This is a genomic window from Nakamurella leprariae, from assembly GCF_016918035.1.
In the GTDB taxonomy this organism is placed as follows: domain Bacteria; phylum Actinomycetota; class Actinomycetes; order Mycobacteriales; family Nakamurellaceae; genus Nakamurella; species Nakamurella leprariae.
In genome coordinates this window covers 61,623-79,254 of sequence record NZ_JAERWK010000007.1, presented here as the reverse complement: position 1 = coordinate 79,254, position 17,632 = coordinate 61,623, and the positions used below count along the sequence as shown (strand labels likewise).

The window sequence follows — 17,632 nt, the reverse complement described above, 5'->3', positions numbered from 1 at the left end:
GGTCGGACGCCCGTCACTGCCCGTCGACGGTGACGACCGCGCCGTTCTCGTACTTCTTCCAGACCAGGTTGCCGCCACCGAGACCGACGTGGTTGTCGGCCGAGTACGTCCAGGAGCTGCCGATCCGGCCGGACAGCATCTCGTCGCTTGAGAAGATCTCCATCGCGTCCCGCAGCGCGGCACGATCCGGGCCGCTCTCGGCCAGGCTCTCGGTGATCACGGTGAGGATGTCGTGGGCGGACAGCGCATCGCTGGGCACCTGGCCGCCGTCGAACTCGGCGGCCCAGCGCTCCGAGAGCTCCTGCACCTGCGGCTTGCTCCGGTCGATGGCGTCCTGGAAGTACAGCTCGTCGGCCGCGTCGCCGGCCAGCCGGGCCACCGCCGGGTCGACCGCGGACGCGGTCCCGATGATGGGCAGGCCGAGCCCGACCTGCTGCGCGCCGAGGGCCAGAGTGGCGTAGGGCTGGCCGACCGTCCAGGCCAGCACGCTGTCCGCGCCGGAGTCCTTGGCCTTGAGCAGCGCCGCGGACAGGTCGGCGGCGTCGACGGCGAAGGTGTCCGACAGCACCGGCGCCAGCCCGGCATCGTTCAGCGCCTGCTCGAGCACCGGCTTGGCCGTGGACCCGAAGGCCGAGGTGTCGGTCAGCAGCGCCGGCTTGGTCAGGCCCTCGGCCTTGAACCGCTCGATGATGCCGGCGATCTGGCCCTGGTCGGTGGGGCCGGTCTGGAACACCCACGGGTTCTGCTGCCGGGTGATCTGCGAGCTGATGGCGAAGGCCAGCACCGGGATCTCGGCCGTGCCGATCACCTCGGACTGGGCCAGCACCACCGGCGAGTTGTAGGTGCCCGCGATGGCCACGGCGCCGTCCTGCACGAACCGGTCGACCAGGGCCACGCCGGTGGTGGGATCGCCGGCGTCGTCCTGGATGTCGAGCTCGATCGGGCGTCCGTCGACGCCACCGGCGTCGTTGATCTCGGCCGCGGTGAGCTCGAAGCCCTTGCGCATCTGCTCGGCGGGGGCGGCCGAGGCACCGGACAGCGGCAGCTCGATGCCGATGACGATCGGCTCGCCGGCGGCGCCCGTGGGGGCGGCGTCACCGCTGCTGCTCGCCGACGACGCGGCGCTGGAGGAGCTGGAGGTCTCGGCGCCGGTGCTGCCGGTGCCGGTGGAGCAGGCCGCGAGGGCCAGGCCGAGGGCGGCGATCGAGGCCAGTCGCAGGACGTGGGTGGGGCAGCGCACGGGGACTCCGTTCGTGACGGTCCGGCGGAACCGCACCGGGCCGGATCGGCGTCGCGGTGCGGGCGCGGGGAGTTCGGGGATGGGTCGGAGCTGCGGTGGTCAGCCGGCGGCGGCAGGCCGGCGACAGGAGGTTCCCGGCGCGTGCAGCAGGTGGCTCAGCCGACACCGCTGCAGCGTCCCGGCGGGACCGGCAGGTCGGGTCAGCGGAGGCGTCGGCACAGCGGCAGACCCTAACCCGCACGGATCCAGAAGTGAACATGATCGTGACGTCGGACTCGTTCGGATGCGTGTGGATCCATGCGGATCCACGCTCGCACCATTGCCGGGAGACCTGGAACACTGCAGCCATGCAGTCCTCGAGCGGAGCGTGCCGGTGACCGTCTCCGATCCCACGCGCTCCGATCCCACGCGCTCCGATCCCACGCGCGACCACGACGTCCCCGCCGACGTCGACGGCCGGCTGTACCTGCAACTGCGGCAGGACATCCTCGACCGCAAGGTCGTCCACGGGGAGCTGTTGCTGGAGACCACGGTCGGCAGCCGGTACGGCGTCTCCCGGACCCCCGTCCGGGCCGCCCTGGTCCGGCTCGAGCACGACGGTCTGGTGGAACGGGCCACCCGCGGGTACCGGATCCGCACCGGGACCGCCGAGGACGTGCTGGAGATCTACGAGGCGCGGATCGCCCTGGAGGGCGTCACCGCCGCCGCAGCCGCGTTGCGTCGGACCGACCTGGAACTGGCCCGGCTGCAGCACCTGCAGGCCGAGTCCGAGGCCGCCGAGGACGCCGTCGAGTGCAACGCGCTCCACCGCCAGTGGCACGAGGTGCTCTGGGAGGCCGGGCACAACCGGACGATCGCCGACACCCTGGTCCGGCTCTGTGCCCAGCTGACCCTGGTCGAGGACGCGCCGATCCTGGCCCGTGAGGAACTCGAGGCCAGCAGCGCCGGGCACCGCGAGATCGTCGTGGCCATCGAGGAGCGGGACGCCGACCGGGCGGGTCGCGCGCTCACCGACCACCTGACCCGGACGCGGGACATCCGGCTGGCCGACTTCGCCCGCGCTCGCCGCTGACCGGAGCGGGATCCCCAGCCGGCTGAAGGTGACGCCCGCCACACCGACCCGGAGGATCGGCCGTCTCGACGGTGCCTACAGTGTTCGACGGGGCTGTGATCGCCGACAACGCACCTGGCACGCGCCCAACGGATCCACGGCGCCGGCCGGCTCGCACCGAACGAGCAGCGCACGGTGTGCGAAGTGCACACGGGTGAACACCACGTCGCCCGGCGCAGGGTGGACCCCCGTGTCGTCGTCGGCAGCAGGAGTGTTCCCTCGTGTCTGATCTGCACCCGTCCGGTTCCAGCCCGACTCCCGACCCGTCCGATCTCCCCACCCCGGCCGTGCGCACGGCCGCCCAGGTCCCGGTGCCCACGGCCTCGGCCATGCGCCGCGCGCTGCGCCGGGCCCGGGACGGCGCCACCCTGGACCACACCGAGGCGGTGGTGCTGCTCCAGGCCGCCGGGGACGACCTGGCCGAGCTGTGCCGGATCGCCGGGAGCGTGCGGGACGCCGGGCTGACGGACGCCGGCCGCCCGGGCGTCATCACCTACTCCAAGAAGGTCTTCATCCCGCTGACCCGGCTGTGCCGGGACCGGTGCCACTACTGCACCTTCGTGACCGTGCCGGGCAAGCTGGCCGCAGCGGGCCAGCAGCCGTACCTCTCGCCCGACGAGGTGCTCGAGATCGCCCGCCAGGGCGCGGCTCTGGGCTGCAAGGAGGCGCTGTTCACGCTCGGCGACCGACCCGAGGACCGGTGGCCTCAGGCTCGCGAGTGGCTCGAGGCGGCCGGGTACGACAGCACCATCGACTACGTCCGGGCCATGGCCGTCCGGGTGCTGGAGGAGACCGGGCTGCTGCCGCACCTGAACCCGGGCGTGATGTCCTGGCAGGAGCTGCAGCGGCTCAAGCCGGTCGCCCCGTCCATGGGGATGATGCTGGAGACGACCTCGACCGAGCTGTTCACGGTCAAGGGCAACGCCCACTACGGCTCGCCGGACAAGGACCCGGCCGTGCGGCTGCGGGTGCTCGAGGACGCCGGCCGCTCCACCGTTCCGTTCACCACCGGGATCCTGGTCGGCATCGGCGAGACGGTCGCCGACCGCGCCGAGTCGCTGTTCGAGCTCCGGCGGATCGCCCGGCAGTACCGGTCGATCCAGGAAGTGATCGTCCAGAACTTCCGGGCCAAGCCGGACACCGCCATGCGGTCGGTGGCCGACGCGGACGCCGGCGAGTACCTGGCCGCGGTCGCCGTGGCCCGACTGGTGCTCGGGCCGGCCATGCGCATCCAGGCGCCGCCGAACCTGTCCGAGCCCGAGGAACTGCTGCGGCTGATCGCCGCCGGCGTGGACGACTGGGGTGGCGTCTCCCCGCTGACGCCCGACCACGTGAACCCGGAGCGGCCGTGGCCGCAGATCGACCGGCTCGCCGAGCTCACCGCCCAGGCCGGCTACCAGCTGCGCGAGCGGCTCACCGCGCACCCCGAGTACGTGCGGAACTCCTCGCCCTGGCTCGATCCGCGGGTCGTGCCGCACGTCCGGGCGTTGGCCGACCCGGACACCGGCCTGGCCGTCGAGGATCGGATCCCGGTCGGGATGCCGTGGCAGGAGCCTGATCCCGAGTGGGGTTCGGCCGGCCGGGTGGACCTGCACACGGCCATCGACGACGAGGGCCGGCGGACCGAGACCCGCAGCGACTTCGACGCCGCGTACGGCGACTGGGACGTGCTGCGCGAGCAGGTCACCGAGCGGCGGGCCCGGGAGGCGCGGGACGACCACGCTGGTCGTCCAGTGCCGGAGCGGCTCGACGCCGAGGTGGCCGCGGCGCTCCGCGCGGCCGAGGCGGACCCGTCGGGCATCAGTGACGCCCAGGCGCTCACCCTGATGACCTGCGACGGCCCGGCGCTGGACGCGCTGACCCGGCTGGCCGACGACCTGCGCCGGCAGATCAACGGTGACGACGTCACCTACGTGGTGAATCGGAACATCAACTTCACCAATGTCTGCTACACCGGCTGCCGGTTCTGCGCGTTCGCGCAGCGCAAGACCGACGCCGACGCATTCACCCTGTCGTTGGAGGAGGTGGGCCGCCGGGCCGACGAGGCGTGGGAGGCCGGCGCGTCCGAGGTCTGCCTCCAGGGCGGTATCCACCCCGACCTGCCCGGCACCGCCTACTTCGACATCGCGGCCGAGATCCGGCGCCGGCAGTCGGATCTGCACATCCACGCGTTCTCCCCGATGGAGATCATCAACGGCTCCGCGCGCACCGGGCTGTCCATCGAGGAGTTCCTCACCGAGGCGAAGGCCAACGGGCTCAACAGCATCCCGGGGACGGCCGCCGAGATCCTCGACGACGACGTCCGGTGGATCCTGACCAAGGGCAAACTGCCGACCGCGCAATGGATCGAGGTCGTGACCACCGCGCACCGGGTGGGGCTGCCGTCGTCGTCCACGATGATGTACGGCCACGTGGACACCCCGGCGCACTGGGTCGGGCACCTGCGGCTGCTGGGCCGGCTGCAGGACGAGACCGGCGGCTTCACCGAGTTCGTCGCGCTGCCGTTCGTGCACCAGTCGGCGCCCATCTACCTGGCCGGGGTCGCCCAGGCGGGCCCGTCGACGCGGGACAACCGGGCGGTGCACGCGATGGCCCGGATCCTGCTGCACGGCAAGATCCACAACATCCAGACCTCCTGGGTGAAGCTGGGTGTCGACGGCTGCCGGGCCGTGCTGCAGGGCGGCGTGAACGACCTGGGCGGCACCCTCATGGAGGAGACCATCTCGCGGATGGCCGGCTCGCAGCACGGCTCGGCCAAGACGGTGGCCGAGCTGGAGGAGATCGCCGCGGGCATCGGGCGGCCGATCCGGCAGCGCACCACCCTGTACGGCACGATCGATCCGGAACGACAGCGGCTGGCCCGGGTGAACGGCCGGCTCAACCTGGCCCTCAGCCCGGTCTGACGACCACCCCGACCCGGAGGACCTCCATGGCGGACACCGCATTCGACCCGCACGAGCTGCTGGCCTCGGCCAAGCTCGGCGTACTGGCCACGATCAAGGCCAACGGCCTGCCGCAGCTGTCGCCGGTGACCCCCTGGTACGACCGGGACGCCGGCGCGGTGTTCGTCTCGATGACCGAGGGCCGGGCCAAGACGGCCAATTTGCGGCGCGACCCGCGGGCGGCGCTCGAGGTGACCAGCAGCGACGGCTGGTCGTGGGCGACCGTCGAGGGCGCGGTCACGCTCACCGGCCCAGGCGTCGACGCGGACAGCGCGGAGGTGCAGGCCCTGGTCGACTACTACCGGGCCGCGGCCGGCGAGCACCCGGACTGGGACGAGTACCGCCGGGTGATGGTGGCCGACCGGCGGGTGCTGATGCGCCTGCAGATCGAGCGGATCTACGGCGCTGACATCAGCCGCTGACATCAGCCGCTGACTCGGCGGCGCGGGTGATCGTCCAGACTGGACTCATGGAGCTGGAACACCTGCTCGAGACGGTCCACGGGTTCGACGGTGTGCTCGACCTGGCGCCCGACGAGGCCAGTGGCGCCCCGGAGATCGCCTGGGGCGACCACTTCCTGTACTGGTCCGCCGACGGCGCGGTGCCCGAGCGGGTGCAGCCGTACGCCACCGTGGTGACCAAGGACTACCCGGACGACGACCGGTCCGACCTGGACCCGCCCGACCGCTGGCGGGTGAACGTCCACGTGGGCCGGGCCCGGTTCGCCGAGCTGACCGGCGAGGACACCCGCCACATCTCGGACCGCTGGGACTTCGCCGTCGCGGATGTGATGCTGCCCCACCCGGTGTACGGAGCCTTGGGCTGGGTGTCGGTGGTCAACCCGGGGGAGCGGACCTCGGCCACCGTGCTGGCCCTGCTGCGGGACGCGCACGAGCGAGCGCGCGCCCGGGCTGAGCGCCGGGAGCCGGAGCCCGATCCGGGGACGTGACCGGGTTGTCCCCATGGCCGGGTTGTCCACACGGCGACCGGCGCGACGACCGGCGCGGCGTTTCGACGACCGAGCATGGTCCCCGGCCGGAGCACCGGCCCCGCCCGGCCCGGCCGGATGGATCGCTCGTCGGAAGGACGTCGACATGCAAGGCTTCTCGATCACCACGGAACGGATCGCGGCCACCGGCGGCGCCGCCACCGACATCGGCGGTCGGCTGGCCGGTGAGATCGGCACCATGCACGGCCTGCTCGCCGACCTGCGCGCCGGCTGGCAGTCGAGCGAGGCGGCGCCGCGGTTCGCCGCGGCCATGGAGGGTCACCTGGCGGCGGCGGCGACGCTCAAGGACGCTCTGCTCACCCACGGCTCCTCGCTGACCAGCACCGCGCAGCAGTTCGACGCGGCCGAGTCGGCCCTGGCCGGGGCCATGCCGGCGGTGGCGTGATGGCGGTCATCGAGGTCAACTACGCGGCCATGGCCGCGGGGCACGACGGGCTGGTGGCCACCTGGGGCCGGATCGAGCAGCTGCTCGGCGAACTGGACGCCACCGTGGCCGCGACCGCGGACATGCAGGCGGAGACCCTGGTCGCCTACCGCGGACTCAAGGCCCGCTGGGATGCCTCGGCCGCCGACCGGCAGCTGACCCTGCGGGCGCTGGCCGACGCGGTGGCCGGGGCCAGTGAGCAGTACCGGCAGGTGGACGCGGCCATGGCGGCGCAGTTCCTGGGGTGAGGGCGGCGGCGGGCCTGCGGCAGGATGACCGGCATGACGCACGCCAACCTGCTGGGCCCGCCGCCGATCCACCTCCCCGTCGACCCGGCCGCGGCCCGGTTGGACGGCGGTGAGTCGGCCGAGTCGGTGGTGCGGGACCTGCCCACCTCCAGCCTGGCCTGGGCCGTGCTGGCCGAGGCGGCGCTGGACCGCGGCGACGACGTCGCCGGCTACGCCTTCGCCCGGACCGGGTACCACCGGGCGCTCGACCAGCTCCGGCGCAACGGGTGGAAGGGCGCCGGGCCGGTGCCGTGGTCGCACGAACCGAACCGTGGGTTCCTGCGCGCGCTGTCGGCGCTGGGTCAGGCTGCCGCCCTGTTCGAGGAGACCGACGAGGTCGAGCGCATCCGCGCCTTCCTGCTGGACGCCGACCCGGACATCCCCGCCGACCGGCTGCCCTGACCGCCGAGTGCTCCCGCCATCCGGCCACCCCGTTGAACGCAGGGTGGCCGGTGCGTGTCGGGCCGGCGACGAGTCGCTCGGAGCCGCTGATCGGCCTGGTCCCGCGGGCTAGCGTGGACCCGCAGACGCTGGCAGGGGTGTGGGGGAGAAGCGCATGACGCAGCTGGAGGACGCGCCGACCCGGTTCAGCCTGGTCGACGCGTCGGGGTACACGGTCGACAACTCCGACCACGACGATCCGGTCCTGGTCCGGCCGGACGGCACCCCGGTGGAGACGTGGCGGGAGGACTACCCCTACGACCACCGGATGACCCGCGGGGAGTACGACCGGACCAAGCGGGCATGCCAGATCGAGCTGCTCAAGCTGCAGCGCTGGGTCAAGGAGACCGGTCAGAAGCTGATCATCGTCTTCGAGGGCCGGGACGCCGCCGGCAAGGGAGGCACGATCAAGCGGTTCACCGAGCACCTGAATCCGCGCGGCTCGAACGTCATCGCGCTGGAGAAGCCGACCGACCGCGAGCGGACCCAGTGGTACTTCCAGCGCTACGTGTCGCACTTCCCGGCCGCCGGCGAGATCGTCCTGTTCGACCGGTCCTGGTACAACCGGGCCGGCGTGGAACGGGTCATGGGCTTCTGCAGCCGGGACGAGTACGAGGCGTTCTACAGCGACGCCCCGGCGTTCGAGCAGCTGATCACCGACAGCGGCACCCACCTGATCAAGCTGTGGTTCTCGGTGACCCAGAACGAACAGCGCACCCGGTTCATGATCCGCGAGATCGACCCCATCCGGCAGTGGAAGCTGAGCCCCACCGACCTGGCCTCGCTGGACAGGTGGGACTCCTACACCGCGGCCAAGGAGGCGATGTTCGCGAACACGGACACGCCGTACGCGCCGTGGACCGTGATCAAGAGCAACGACAAGAAGCGCGCCCGGGTCAACGCCCTGCGTCACGTCCTGTCGCAGCTGCCGTACACGGACAAGGACATCGACTCGATCGGCCAGCCCGATCCGCTCATCGTCGGCTCGGCCGCGAACCTGGACGCACCGGAGCAGCGCTGACGTCCTGCCGGCCCGGCCGGTGACCGATCAGGGCGCGCCGGCCGGGCTGACCAGCAGCAACGGCGCGGTGTGCCGGTACCAGGTCCACCGGTCCATCGGGCGCGGGTACTCGATCCCGTCCCGGGTGACGGTGGCGGGCTGGGTGCCCAGTTGCACGGCCCGTCCGACCGTCACGGTCGACCGCTCGGTCCACGGCAACCGGCCGCGGCGGACCACCGTCACCCGCACGCCCCGCTCGGCGTCGGGCACCACCTCGAGCCGGCGGGCGTCCCCGCCCAGCACCCGGTGCTCGTCCACGTACGCGGCGCCCCGCACCGGCTCGACCCGGCCGGCGCCGAGCAGCACGCCGCCGTTGTCGTCCCGCACCAACGGCACCGGCACCGCCGGCGCCGCGGCCAGGCCGGACAGGGCGGTCGCGGTCACCGGTCCGGCGGGCAGCCGCCACAACCGGGTGGTCGGCGTCGTCGTCGCCGGCCGGTAGGCGACCTCGACCTCGCCGAGCCGGTCCCGGCGCAGCAGCCGGAGCACCACCGCGGCCAGGTCCGCGTCGTCGCCCACCACCAGCACCCGCCCGGTCAGCAGGGCGTCGATCTGCTTGCTCGGCCGCGGCCCGACCCGGTGCACGGCGGTCACCGCGGGCAACTCGTCGAACTGCCCGTCTTCGGCTCCCGGATCGGCGCCGGCGCAGATCACCACACTCAGCTGCGGCACCGACTACCCTTCTCACGGCCCGTCCGATGACGGGTCCGTCGTGCTGCGCTCCCGCCGTCGGGATCGCGCCGACGTGACGACGACTGCGCACCGCCCGCCCGGGTGTGCGCACGGTGGGGAGTGTGCCATGTCCGTTCTGGTCCTGATCGGCGCCCAGTGGGGCGACGAGGGCAAGGGCAAGGCCACCGACCTGTACGGCGAGCGCGTCCAGTGGGTGGTCCGGTACCAGGGCGGCAACAACGCCGGTCACACCGTGGTGCTGCCGGACGGGCAGAAGTTCGCCATCCGGCTCATCCCGTCCGGCATCCTCACGCCGGGCGTCACCAACGTCATCGGCAACGGCGTGGTGGTGAACCCCGAGGCGCTGCTGTCCGAGCTGGACGAGCTGGAGGCCCGCGGCGTCGACACCTCCGGGCTGCTGATCAGCGCAGACGCGCACCTGGTCATGCCGTACCACGTGGCCATGGACCGGGTCACCGAGCGCTACCTGGGCAAGGCCAAGATCGGCACCACCGGGCGCGGCATCGGCCCGGCCTACCAGGACAAGGTCGCCCGGCTGGGCATCCGGGTGCAGGACCTGCTCGACCCGTCGATCCTGCAGCAGAAGGTCGAATCGGCCCTCGAGCTGAAGAACCAGATCCTGGTCAAGGTCTACAACCGCAAGGCGCTGGACGGTCAGCGGATCGTCGACGAGGTGCTGGCGCAGGGCGAGCGGTTCGCCCACCGCATCGCCGACACCCGACTGCTGCTGGACGAGGCCATCATCCGCGGCGAGCACGTGCTGATGGAGGGCTCGCAGGGCACCCTGCTGGACGTCGACCACGGCACCTATCCGTTCGTCACCTCGTCGAACCCGACCTCGGGCGGCGCGGCCGTCGGCGCGGGGCTGGGCGCCACCCGGATCACCGCCGTGATGGGCATCCTCAAGGCGTACACCACCCGGGTGGGGTCGGGGCCGTTCCCGACCGAGCTGTTCGACCAGTGGGGCGACTACCTGCGCACGACCGGCGGCGAGGTCGGCGTGAACACCGGCCGGGACCGCCGCTGCGGCTGGTTCGACGCCGTCATCGCCCGCTACGCCACGCGGGTCAACGGCATCACCGACTACTTCCTGACCAAACTGGACGTGCTCTCCTCGATGGAGCAGGTTCCGGTCTGCGTGGCCTACGACGTTGACGGCGAGCGGGTCGACGAGATGCCGCTCACGCAAACGGGTTTCCACCACGCGGTGCCGGTGTACGAGTACCTGCCCGGCTGGTTCGAGGACATCTCGGGGTGCCGCACCTTCGACGAGCTGCCGGCCAACGCGCAGGCGTACGTGCGCCGGGTCGAGGAGCTGGCCGGGGCCCGCATCTCCGCGATCGGCGTCGGTCCGGGTCGCGACCAGACCATCGTGCTGCACGACGTGCTGGGCTGACTCCGGTCGGCCGGTGCGGGTCAGCCCTTGACCGGCGGTGCGGTGGACTGCACGCGCGCGTCGAGCGCCTCCAGCAGCCCGGGCAGATCGGGCGCCACTGCCAGGTCCTGCAGGGTGGCGCCGGCCAGGAAGCCGGCGTCCACGATGCCGCGCAGGGCGTCCCGCAGCGGCGTCCAGAACCCGCCGGCGTCCAGCAACCCGACCGGCTTGGCGTGGAACCCGAGCTGACGCCAGGACCACACCTCGAAGAGTTCCTCCAGCGTGCCCAGCCCACCGGGCAGGGCGGCGAAGGCGTCGGCGCGGTCGGCCATGATCGCCTTGCGCTCGTGCATCGACCCGCACACGATCAGCTCGCTCACCCCGTCGTGCATCCACTCCCGTTCGACCATGCTCCGCGGGATGACGCCGATGACCTCACCGCCCGCCCGCAGCGCGCTGTCGGCCAGCACCCCCATCAGCCCGGCCCGGCCACCGCCGTAGACCAGGCCGATGCCGCGCCGGGCCAGTTCCGCGCCCACCTCGGCGGTCAGGGCGGCGTGCGCCGGGTCGTGCCCGTTCGACGAGGCGATGAAGACGGCGAGACGGCGCACGGGACGCTCCGGGGCGGTGACGAGGGGGACGGCGGGGCGGGTCATCGTCTCAGACGTGCGGACGACCGCGCTGTCGTCCATGATCGGCCGATGAGGCGGCTGGGCGCGGTGTGGACGGTGTCGCTGCTGGCTCTGCTGTCCGGGTGCGCCGGTGCGGGGGACGGCGTCGTCACGGTGACGCCCCCGGTGGGCGCCGGCCCCTGGACGGCCGAGGACGCCGCTCGGGCCTGGGATCTCGCGCTCGACGACCTCGAGGGCCCGCCGCTGCTGATCACCGATCTCCAGCTCCAGCAGCTCGGTGACTGGCCGGACGGCGAGGAGAAGCAGGCGTCCCTGGACGGGGCGTACACCCTGCAGGACCCCGCCTCGGCTGTCGACCCCGCGCCGCGGTCGATCGCCCTGGGATCGAGCAGCCGTGTGATGCGGGTGCTGTCCGCGGCCGAGACGGTGGAGCTGATGCGGGCTGGTCAGGGAGGGTGCGGCGATGGCTGCGCCCCGCTGACCCTCACCGACCCGATGCCGGTCGACATGGAGGTCGTGACCGTGCTGGGCCCGACCACCGTGCCCGGCTGGGAGTTCACGGTGGCCGGCACCGAGGTGCGGCTGCAGCAGGTGGCCGTCGATCCGGCGGAGTTCCTGGCCGTCGAGACGTTCCCGGACGTCGATCCGTCGTCCCCTGCCACCTCGGCCGAGGTGCTCGCCGACGGCACCGTCCGACTCAGCTTCATCGGGAACGTCCCGGCCGACAGCGGACCGTGCGGCAACGACTACTCCGGCGGCGCGACCGAGTTCGAACGCGTCGTCGTGGTCCGGGCGGTGGGCGTGCCCAACGAACAGTTCCGCGACATGCCGGACGTGTGCGACGCCGCCGCCGGCCAGCGGGCGGTCGACATCCACCTCGAGCGCCCGCTGGCCGACCCGGGGCGGATCACCCCCAGCGGACTTCCCCGGGCCCCCGCCTGGCCGGTGGGGGGCCCCCCCGCCCCCCGCCGGGGGGGGCCCCCCCCCCCCCCCCCCCCCCCCCCCCCCGACCGGGTGCTGATCACCCCGAGCGGACTTCCCGTGGGCATCACCGGCCGTACCGACTGAGCCGTCGTTGGGCGGTCAGCTCTCCGGGTCGACCATGAACGCGCGCAGCTCCTGCGGGCACCGGCAGGCGACCGCGATCTTCGCCGCCCACCGCACGGCCTCGTCCCGGGTCGGCACGTCCAGGACGGTGTAGCCACCCTCGATGCGCGCGGTCTGCGGGTAGGTGCCCTCGGTCACCGTGCCGTCCCCGTCGACCAGCACCGGCGGGACGCCCTCGTCGATGCCACCGCCGAACACCCAGACGCCGGCGGCCCTGGCCTCCCGGACCACGGCGTGGGCGGCGTCCGAGACGGCCGGCATCTCCGCCGTGGTGGCGTCCATGACCCCGCTGGGGAAGGAGATCAGGTACTTGGTCACTGCGCCGCGTTCCGCGCGGCCAGTCCGTCCAGTCGCAGCAGGTTCGACTCGTCCCGGTGGACGCCGTCGGTCCCGACGTGCCGCTCACTGATCTGCGGACCCTGCTTGATCACGTGCACGAACGCCATGCCGTGACCGCGGCCGAGGTCGTACTCGGTCTTCAGCCAGGCCAGGATCTCCCCCGCCTTGGTGTCGGCGCCGAACCCCTGCGCGTGCGCCGCGTCGACGATCTCCTGCGGGATGCGCCCGGTCTTGCGTTCGACGGTGTCGAGGTAGGCCTGGAACGACACGGTGTCCTCCTGAGGTGGTGGTGCGGTCGTCGGTCCGACTGCCGGGCGTGGGCCGATTCATCGGTCGGACCGTCACCCCACCACGCGCCGATGATTCCGGTCCCAGGGGCCGGTCGAGTGATCATGGACCATGCCTCCGACCGCCGACTCATGAGCAACGCCGACCTGTGGACGCTCGTCCACGCCGAACGGGCCGCCCTCGCCGACGACCTGCGGCACCTCGACGAACCGGACTGGGCCACTCCCTCGCTGTGCGACGGCTGGACGGTCCGGGACGCGGTGGCCCACCTCACGGTGAGCGGGGTGCTGAGCGGACCGCGGTGGCTGGCCGGCGTCATCCGCTGCCGCTTCGACTTCGACCGGCAGGTGGCCATGCGGCTGGCCGAGCAGCTCGGCGACTCGGGGGCGGACACGCTGCGCCGGTTCTGCGCCACCGTGACGAGCACGACGGCGCCGCCGCTGCCGAAGCTCGCGCTGCTCGGCGAGGTGGTGGTCCACGGGACCGACATCCGCCGCCCGCTGGGCCTCGTCGGGGACCACCCGATCGACACGCTGACCCGGGTAGCCGCCCACTACGCGGGCACGGATCAGGTGGTGGTCGCCCGGCGCCGGGTGGCCGGGCTGGAGCTGCAGGCCAGCGACGGCCCGTTCGCCACCGGTCGCGGACCGGTGGTCATCGGACCCACCCTGTCGCTGATCATGGCGATGACCGGCCGCGTCGCCGCAGTGGACGATCTGGCCGGGCCCGGCGTCCCGGTCCTGCGGCACCGGTGCTGACCCACCGGGAGAGCGATCCCTCAGACGTGCACGGTCGCCCGCCACTGTCGCCACAGGTCGACGTCGCCCTCGACGCGCAGTCCGTCGCCAGTCCCGTCCGCCCCGCCCAGGCGGTTCCACAGGCCCAGGTACACGGCCGCCGGTGAACCGGACAGCCGCAGGTCGGGCGCTGGAACGTCGGTGATCAGCTCGGGTGCGGTGTCCGGGCCGGTGCGCACCGACCAGGTGCGGTCGGTGCCGTCCGGCGCCACCGTGATGACGGCGGGGGTGGTGGTCCGCAGCCCGGCGCGCGGCGACGTGGCGAACAGCGACAGCAGCTCGTCGACACCGTCCAGGGCGAGATCGTCGGGGATCTGCGCTTCCGCGTCCGTGAGCGGGCGTTCCGCGCGGGCGGCCTGCAGATCGACCCGGTGGACCACCGTCTCGTGCGTCTGCCGACGGGCCCAGAACAGTCGGGCCGGCAGCGGGAAGTCGAACAGCCGCCACGCCTGCACGTCCTCGGGGGCGTCGGCCAGCGCCAGCAGCAGTTCCTGCCCGCCCTCGGCGAACCAGTCGGGCAGGTCGGCCGGATCGTCCAGCTCGGGCGGCACGTCCTGGCGGTGCGGCCGGGTCGGCAGCGCCTGGGCCACCACCGACGCCGCCCACCGGTGCACCCGACCGGTGTGGGCCACCAGCTGCAGGACGTCCCAGTCGGGGCAGCCGGGTACGGCGGCCGAGCGGAGCGCCGGCGGCTGCCCGTCCCGTCCGGCCAGCGCATCGATGATGAGGTCGACCTCGGCGCGCAGTGCGGTCAGGTACCGCTCGGTGGGCAGCACGGAGGCCACGGTCGCGGCCGCGTCGACGGATCTCATCCGGACATGGTGACGCGTGCGTGTGTCGGCCAGATCACCGACCCGACGTCACCGACCGGTCGCGACGACCGAGCGCACCCACGCAGCCGCCGCCGGGGCGCACCCGGCGCGGATCCGGCCGAACAGCTCGGCCGCGGCGATCCCCGGCCACCCGTCCGGCAGCAAGGCGGCAGGCAGCCCGGGATCGAGGTACGGCAGCACCCGCCACCGGTCGACCGCCCGGACCAGCACCGCGAACGCGGCCGGCCCGTCCGGGACACCGGTCCCGGCGGCCGGATCGTCGCCGGTGTGCGCGGCCAGGAACTCGCCGGCGGCGGCCGCGGCGGAGGGCAGGTTCCACCACCGGGCCACCGCGTCGGACAGCGGGCCGCCGACCTCGGGGACGCCGGTGAACAGCGTGGTGCGCTCGCCCAGACCCAGCTCGTCGATGACCGCGCGCACCTCCGGGCGGAGCCGGTCGGGGGCGATCCACAATCCGGGAGCCACCGTGCCGCAACCGATCCCGGTGAGCCGGCGGCGAAGCTGGTGGCGGCGGTCCCGTTCGGACTCCGGGATGCTGAATGCGACCAGGCACCACGGGTCCGCGGCCGCGGCGCGGCCGGTGGCGAAGATCCGGCGGTCTCCGCGCCGCAGCATCGCCTCCGCCGTCGGGGTCACCCGGTAGCCGGCCACCCCGCCCACCTGCTGAGTGGCGAGCACCCCCTTGGCCTTCAGGCGGCTCACCGTGGTGCGGCCCACCGCGGCGGACACCCCGACCGCCTCCAGCAGGGTCAGCAGGTGCGGGGTGGCGATCCAACCGCCCAGGTCGCGCAGCGCCAACCCGATCACGGTGCGCAGCAGGGACGTGCCGCTGCCCGGCCGGGCGTCGAGATCCTCCAGCACGGAGGGCCCTCCTCCGGTCGTGGCGAGCTCGCTCATCCGAGTTCGCGCAGCGCCGTCGCCACCGCACCGATGCCGGCGGCCACCTCGGCGAAGCTGGTGCTGAGCGGGGACAGGCCGATGCGCAGCCCGTCCGGCGGCCGGAAGTCCGGAATGACGCCGCGGTCCCACAGTCGCTGGGTCACCGCGCGGAAGGCCGGGTGGTCGACGGTGACGTGCGAGCCGCGCCGGTCGGCGTCCCGCGGGCTGGCCAGCCGGACGCCGGACGGCACCAGCTGCTCGTCGACCAGGTCGAGCGCGAACTCGGTGAGCGTCACCGACTTCGCCCGGACGGCCGGGATCCCGGCCTGCGCGATCAGCTCGATCATGCCGAGCATCGGCTGCATGGCCAGGATCGACGGGGTGCCGGTCAGGAACCGGCGGATGCCCGGGGCCGGCCGATAGGACTCGGCCATGTCGAACGGGTCGGCCGCGCCCATCCAGCCCTGCAGCGGTTGCCGCAGTTCCTCCTGCAGGTCGGCCCGGACGTACCCGAAGGCGGGTGATCCAGGCCCGCCGTTGAGGTACTTGTAGGTGCAGCCGACGGCCAGATCGACGCTCCAGCGGTCCAGTTCGGTGGACACCACGCCGACGGAGTGGCACAGGTCCCAGAGCATCAGGCCGCCTGCGTCGTGCACCTGGGCGGTGATCGCGGCGGCGTCGGCCAGGAAGCCGGACCGGTAGGCCACGTGGCTCAGCACGACCACGGCGGTGTCCGGGCCGAGCAGCGGGGCCAGGTCCTGCGGGCGGACGCCGGCGTCCGCGGCGCTCGGCACCCACCGGATGTCCAGTCCGCACTCGGCGGCGATGCCCTCGACCAGGAACCGGTCGGTGGGGAAGTTGTCGCGGTCCACGACGATCTCGCGCCGGCCGGGCCGGGCGGCGATCGCGGCCCGGATCAGCTTGTAGAGCAGCACCGAGGTGGAGTCACCGATGAACGTCTGGCCGGCCGCGGCGCCCAACGCGACCTCGGCCAGTCGGTCACCCACGCGGGTGGGTGCGTCCATCCACTGCTCGTCCCACCCCCGGATGAGCCGGCCCCCCCACGCGTCGCGGACGAAATCGGAGACCCGGCGGGGCGTCTCGCGCAGCGGACGACCCAGGGAGTTGCCGTCCAGGTAGGCGACGACCTCGTCCGGGGTGAGGAAGCGCTCGCGCAGGCCGCGCAGCGGATCGGCGGCGTCGAGGGCGGCGGCCCGTGCGGTGATGTCGGCGGCGCTCGACCGCGGGCTCGTCAACGGGCTGGTCAACGGGGCACTCCGATCTCGGTGCGAACGGCGAACAACTCGGGGAAGAAGGTCAGATCGAGGGCCCGGCGCAGGAAGTCGACGCCCGAGGAGCCGCCGGTGCCGGTCCTGAAGCCGATGGTCCGCTGCACGGTGCGCAGGTGGCGGAACCGCCAGGCCTGGAAGTTGTCCTCCAGGTCGACCAGGCTCTCGCACGCCTCGTACAACCCCCACGGCGCGTCCTGCGACTCGTACACGACCCGGAACACCGGGACCAGTCCGGGCTGGAACGTCCACGGCTGCGACACGTCCCGGCCCAGCACGTCCTGCGGGACCGGGTAGCCGCGACGGTGCACCAGGTGCAGGAACGCGTCGTACAGGGTCGGCGTGGCGAGCAGCCCGGCCAGTAGCTCGTGGGCGGCCGGGTCGGCGTCGAACACCGGCAGCATCTTCGCGTTCTTGTTGCCCAGCACGAACTCCACCGCGCGGTACTGGAACGACTGGAAGCCCGAGGCGTTGCCCAGTACGCCGCGGAACTGGGAGTACTCCCGCGGCGTGAGGGTGGCCAGCACCGACCACTGCTCGGTGAGCACCCGCTGGATGTGCTTGACCCGGGCCAGGCACTTCAGTGCGGGTGCCAGGTCGTCCGCCGCGATCAGGTCGCGCGCGGCGATCAGCTCGTGCAGCACCAGCTTGAACCAGAGCTCGCTGGTCTGGTGCTGGACGATGAACAGCATCTCGTCGTGGTGCTCGGGGGAGCTGCGCGGGTGCTGGGCGGACAGCAGCCGGTCCAGGTCGAGGTAGTCGCCGTAGCTCATCGGTGACGGCGTTCCGGCTGAGAAGTCGGTCCGGATCGACGCTTCCAACGGGCGCTCGGCCGGACGGAGCGAGGCCTCGGTCTCGGGCGTCGATGACGTCATGACCTCGGATC

General features: G+C 72.9%; 20 protein-coding genes. 11 read left to right on the top strand and 9 right to left on the bottom strand.

The annotated features are described in order from the left end of the window. Positions 1-13 precede the first annotated feature (13 nt). Positions 14-1,240 (bottom strand): ABC transporter substrate-binding protein, encoded by a 1,227-nt coding sequence (locus JL106_RS05275; protein ID WP_205259651.1) that lies wholly within the window; start codon positions 1,238-1,240, stop codon positions 14-16. 373 nt (positions 1,241-1,613) lie between these two features. Here JL106_RS05275 and JL106_RS05270 point away from each other — a divergent pair, with 373 nt between their 5' ends. The 8 genes from JL106_RS05270 (at position 1,614) to ppk2 (ending at position 8,475) form a co-directional block, all read left to right on the top strand. Continuing rightward, positions 1,614-2,312: a GntR family transcriptional regulator gene (locus tag JL106_RS05270; RefSeq protein ID WP_205259650.1), complete on the top strand. Its 699-nt coding sequence runs from the start codon at positions 1,614-1,616 to the stop codon at positions 2,310-2,312. A gap of 326 nt (positions 2,313-2,638) precedes the next feature. Next, the gene (locus tag JL106_RS05265; RefSeq protein ID WP_407940102.1) at positions 2,639-5,254 is read left to right on the top strand and encodes a bifunctional FO biosynthesis protein CofGH; all 2,616 of its coding nucleotides are present in this window, start codon (positions 2,639-2,641) and stop codon (positions 5,252-5,254) included. Between the two features lie 26 nt (positions 5,255-5,280). After that, a complete protein-coding gene (locus JL106_RS05260; RefSeq protein ID WP_205259649.1) occupies positions 5,281-5,715 on the top strand; it encodes a PPOX class F420-dependent oxidoreductase in 435 nt (144 codons plus the stop codon). 47 nt (positions 5,716-5,762) lie between these two features. After that, positions 5,763-6,242: a DUF6194 family protein gene (locus JL106_RS05255; RefSeq protein WP_205259648.1), complete on the top strand. Its 480-nt coding sequence runs from the start codon at positions 5,763-5,765 to the stop codon at positions 6,240-6,242. A 145-nt stretch (positions 6,243-6,387) separates the two neighbouring features. After that, positions 6,388-6,687 carry a WXG100 family type VII secretion target gene (locus tag JL106_RS05250; RefSeq protein ID WP_205259647.1) on the top strand — a complete coding sequence of 100 codons (300 nt, stop codon included), beginning with the start codon at positions 6,388-6,390 and terminating at the stop codon, positions 6,685-6,687. After that, the gene (locus tag JL106_RS05245) at positions 6,687-6,974 is read left to right on the top strand and encodes a WXG100 family type VII secretion target (RefSeq protein ID WP_205259646.1); all 288 of its coding nucleotides are present in this window, start codon (positions 6,687-6,689) and stop codon (positions 6,972-6,974) included. Before JL106_RS05250 ends, JL106_RS05245 begins: the two co-directional genes overlap by 1 nt. A 33-nt stretch (positions 6,975-7,007) precedes the next feature. After that, entirely contained in the window at positions 7,008-7,415 is a 408-nt protein-coding gene (locus JL106_RS05240) for a DUF3151 domain-containing protein (protein WP_205259645.1), read from the top strand. 154 nt (positions 7,416-7,569) lie between these two features. After that, positions 7,570-8,475: a polyphosphate kinase 2 gene (gene ppk2, locus JL106_RS05235; RefSeq protein WP_205259644.1), complete on the top strand. Its 906-nt coding sequence runs from the start codon at positions 7,570-7,572 to the stop codon at positions 8,473-8,475. A 27-nt stretch (positions 8,476-8,502) separates the two neighbouring features. Here the strand turns inward: ppk2 and JL106_RS05230 are convergent, their stop codons facing one another. Then, the gene (locus JL106_RS05230; protein ID WP_205259643.1) at positions 8,503-9,186 is read right to left on the bottom strand and encodes a hypothetical protein; all 684 of its coding nucleotides are present in this window, start codon (positions 9,184-9,186) and stop codon (positions 8,503-8,505) included. 127 nt (positions 9,187-9,313) lie between these two features. Here JL106_RS05230 and JL106_RS05225 point away from each other — a divergent pair, with 127 nt between their 5' ends. Continuing rightward, on the top strand, positions 9,314-10,603 hold the full coding sequence (locus JL106_RS05225; RefSeq protein ID WP_205259642.1) for an adenylosuccinate synthase: 1,290 nt from the start codon (positions 9,314-9,316) through the stop codon (positions 10,601-10,603). Positions 10,604-10,623: 20 nt separating this feature from the next. On the opposite strand, the gene JL106_RS05220 is transcribed toward JL106_RS05225, so the two are convergent. Then, positions 10,624-11,193 (bottom strand): LOG family protein, encoded by a 570-nt coding sequence (locus JL106_RS05220; protein ID WP_205259641.1) that lies wholly within the window; start codon positions 11,191-11,193, stop codon positions 10,624-10,626. 90 nt (positions 11,194-11,283) lie between these two features. On the opposite strand from JL106_RS05220, the gene JL106_RS05215 reads away from it, so the two are divergent. Next, positions 11,284-12,282, top strand: coding sequence for a hypothetical protein (locus tag JL106_RS05215; protein WP_205259640.1), 999 nt, complete (start codon positions 11,284-11,286; stop codon positions 12,280-12,282). 15 nt (positions 12,283-12,297) lie between these two features. On the opposite strand, the gene JL106_RS05210 is transcribed toward JL106_RS05215, so the two are convergent. Both JL106_RS05210 and JL106_RS05205 read right to left on the bottom strand, forming a co-directional pair. Next, on the bottom strand, positions 12,298-12,639 hold the full coding sequence (locus tag JL106_RS05210; protein ID WP_205259639.1) for a YciI family protein: 342 nt from the start codon (positions 12,637-12,639) through the stop codon (positions 12,298-12,300). Further along, on the bottom strand, positions 12,636-12,929 hold the full coding sequence (locus JL106_RS05205) for a DUF4287 domain-containing protein (protein ID WP_205259638.1): 294 nt from the start codon (positions 12,927-12,929) through the stop codon (positions 12,636-12,638). The genes JL106_RS05210 and JL106_RS05205 overlap by 4 nt, the downstream gene beginning before the upstream one ends. Before the next feature lie 150 nt (positions 12,930-13,079). Between JL106_RS05205 and JL106_RS05200 the strand changes: the two genes are divergently transcribed. Continuing rightward, a complete protein-coding gene (locus JL106_RS05200) occupies positions 13,080-13,706 on the top strand; it encodes a maleylpyruvate isomerase family mycothiol-dependent enzyme (protein ID WP_205259637.1) in 627 nt (208 codons plus the stop codon). Between the two features lie 20 nt (positions 13,707-13,726). Here the strand turns inward: JL106_RS05200 and JL106_RS05195 are convergent, their stop codons facing one another. Genes JL106_RS05195 through kynA form a run of 4 tightly spaced genes read right to left on the bottom strand, consistent with a single transcriptional unit; the run spans position 13,727 to position 17,621 of the window. Beyond that, the gene (locus tag JL106_RS05195) at positions 13,727-14,557 is read right to left on the bottom strand and encodes a maleylpyruvate isomerase family mycothiol-dependent enzyme (RefSeq protein ID WP_205259636.1); all 831 of its coding nucleotides are present in this window, start codon (positions 14,555-14,557) and stop codon (positions 13,727-13,729) included. A 48-nt stretch (positions 14,558-14,605) separates the two neighbouring features. Further along, positions 14,606-15,439: a PaaX family transcriptional regulator gene (locus JL106_RS05190; protein ID WP_205259635.1), complete on the bottom strand. Its 834-nt coding sequence runs from the start codon at positions 15,437-15,439 to the stop codon at positions 14,606-14,608. Between the two features lie 32 nt (positions 15,440-15,471). Further along, positions 15,472-16,725: a kynureninase gene (locus JL106_RS05185; protein ID WP_236006851.1), complete on the bottom strand. Its 1,254-nt coding sequence runs from the start codon at positions 16,723-16,725 to the stop codon at positions 15,472-15,474. Next, positions 16,722-17,621 carry a tryptophan 2,3-dioxygenase gene (gene kynA, locus JL106_RS05180; protein ID WP_236006850.1) on the bottom strand — a complete coding sequence of 300 codons (900 nt, stop codon included), beginning with the start codon at positions 17,619-17,621 and terminating at the stop codon, positions 16,722-16,724. The genes JL106_RS05185 and kynA overlap by 4 nt, the downstream gene beginning before the upstream one ends. Positions 17,622-17,632: the final 11 nt, after the last annotated feature.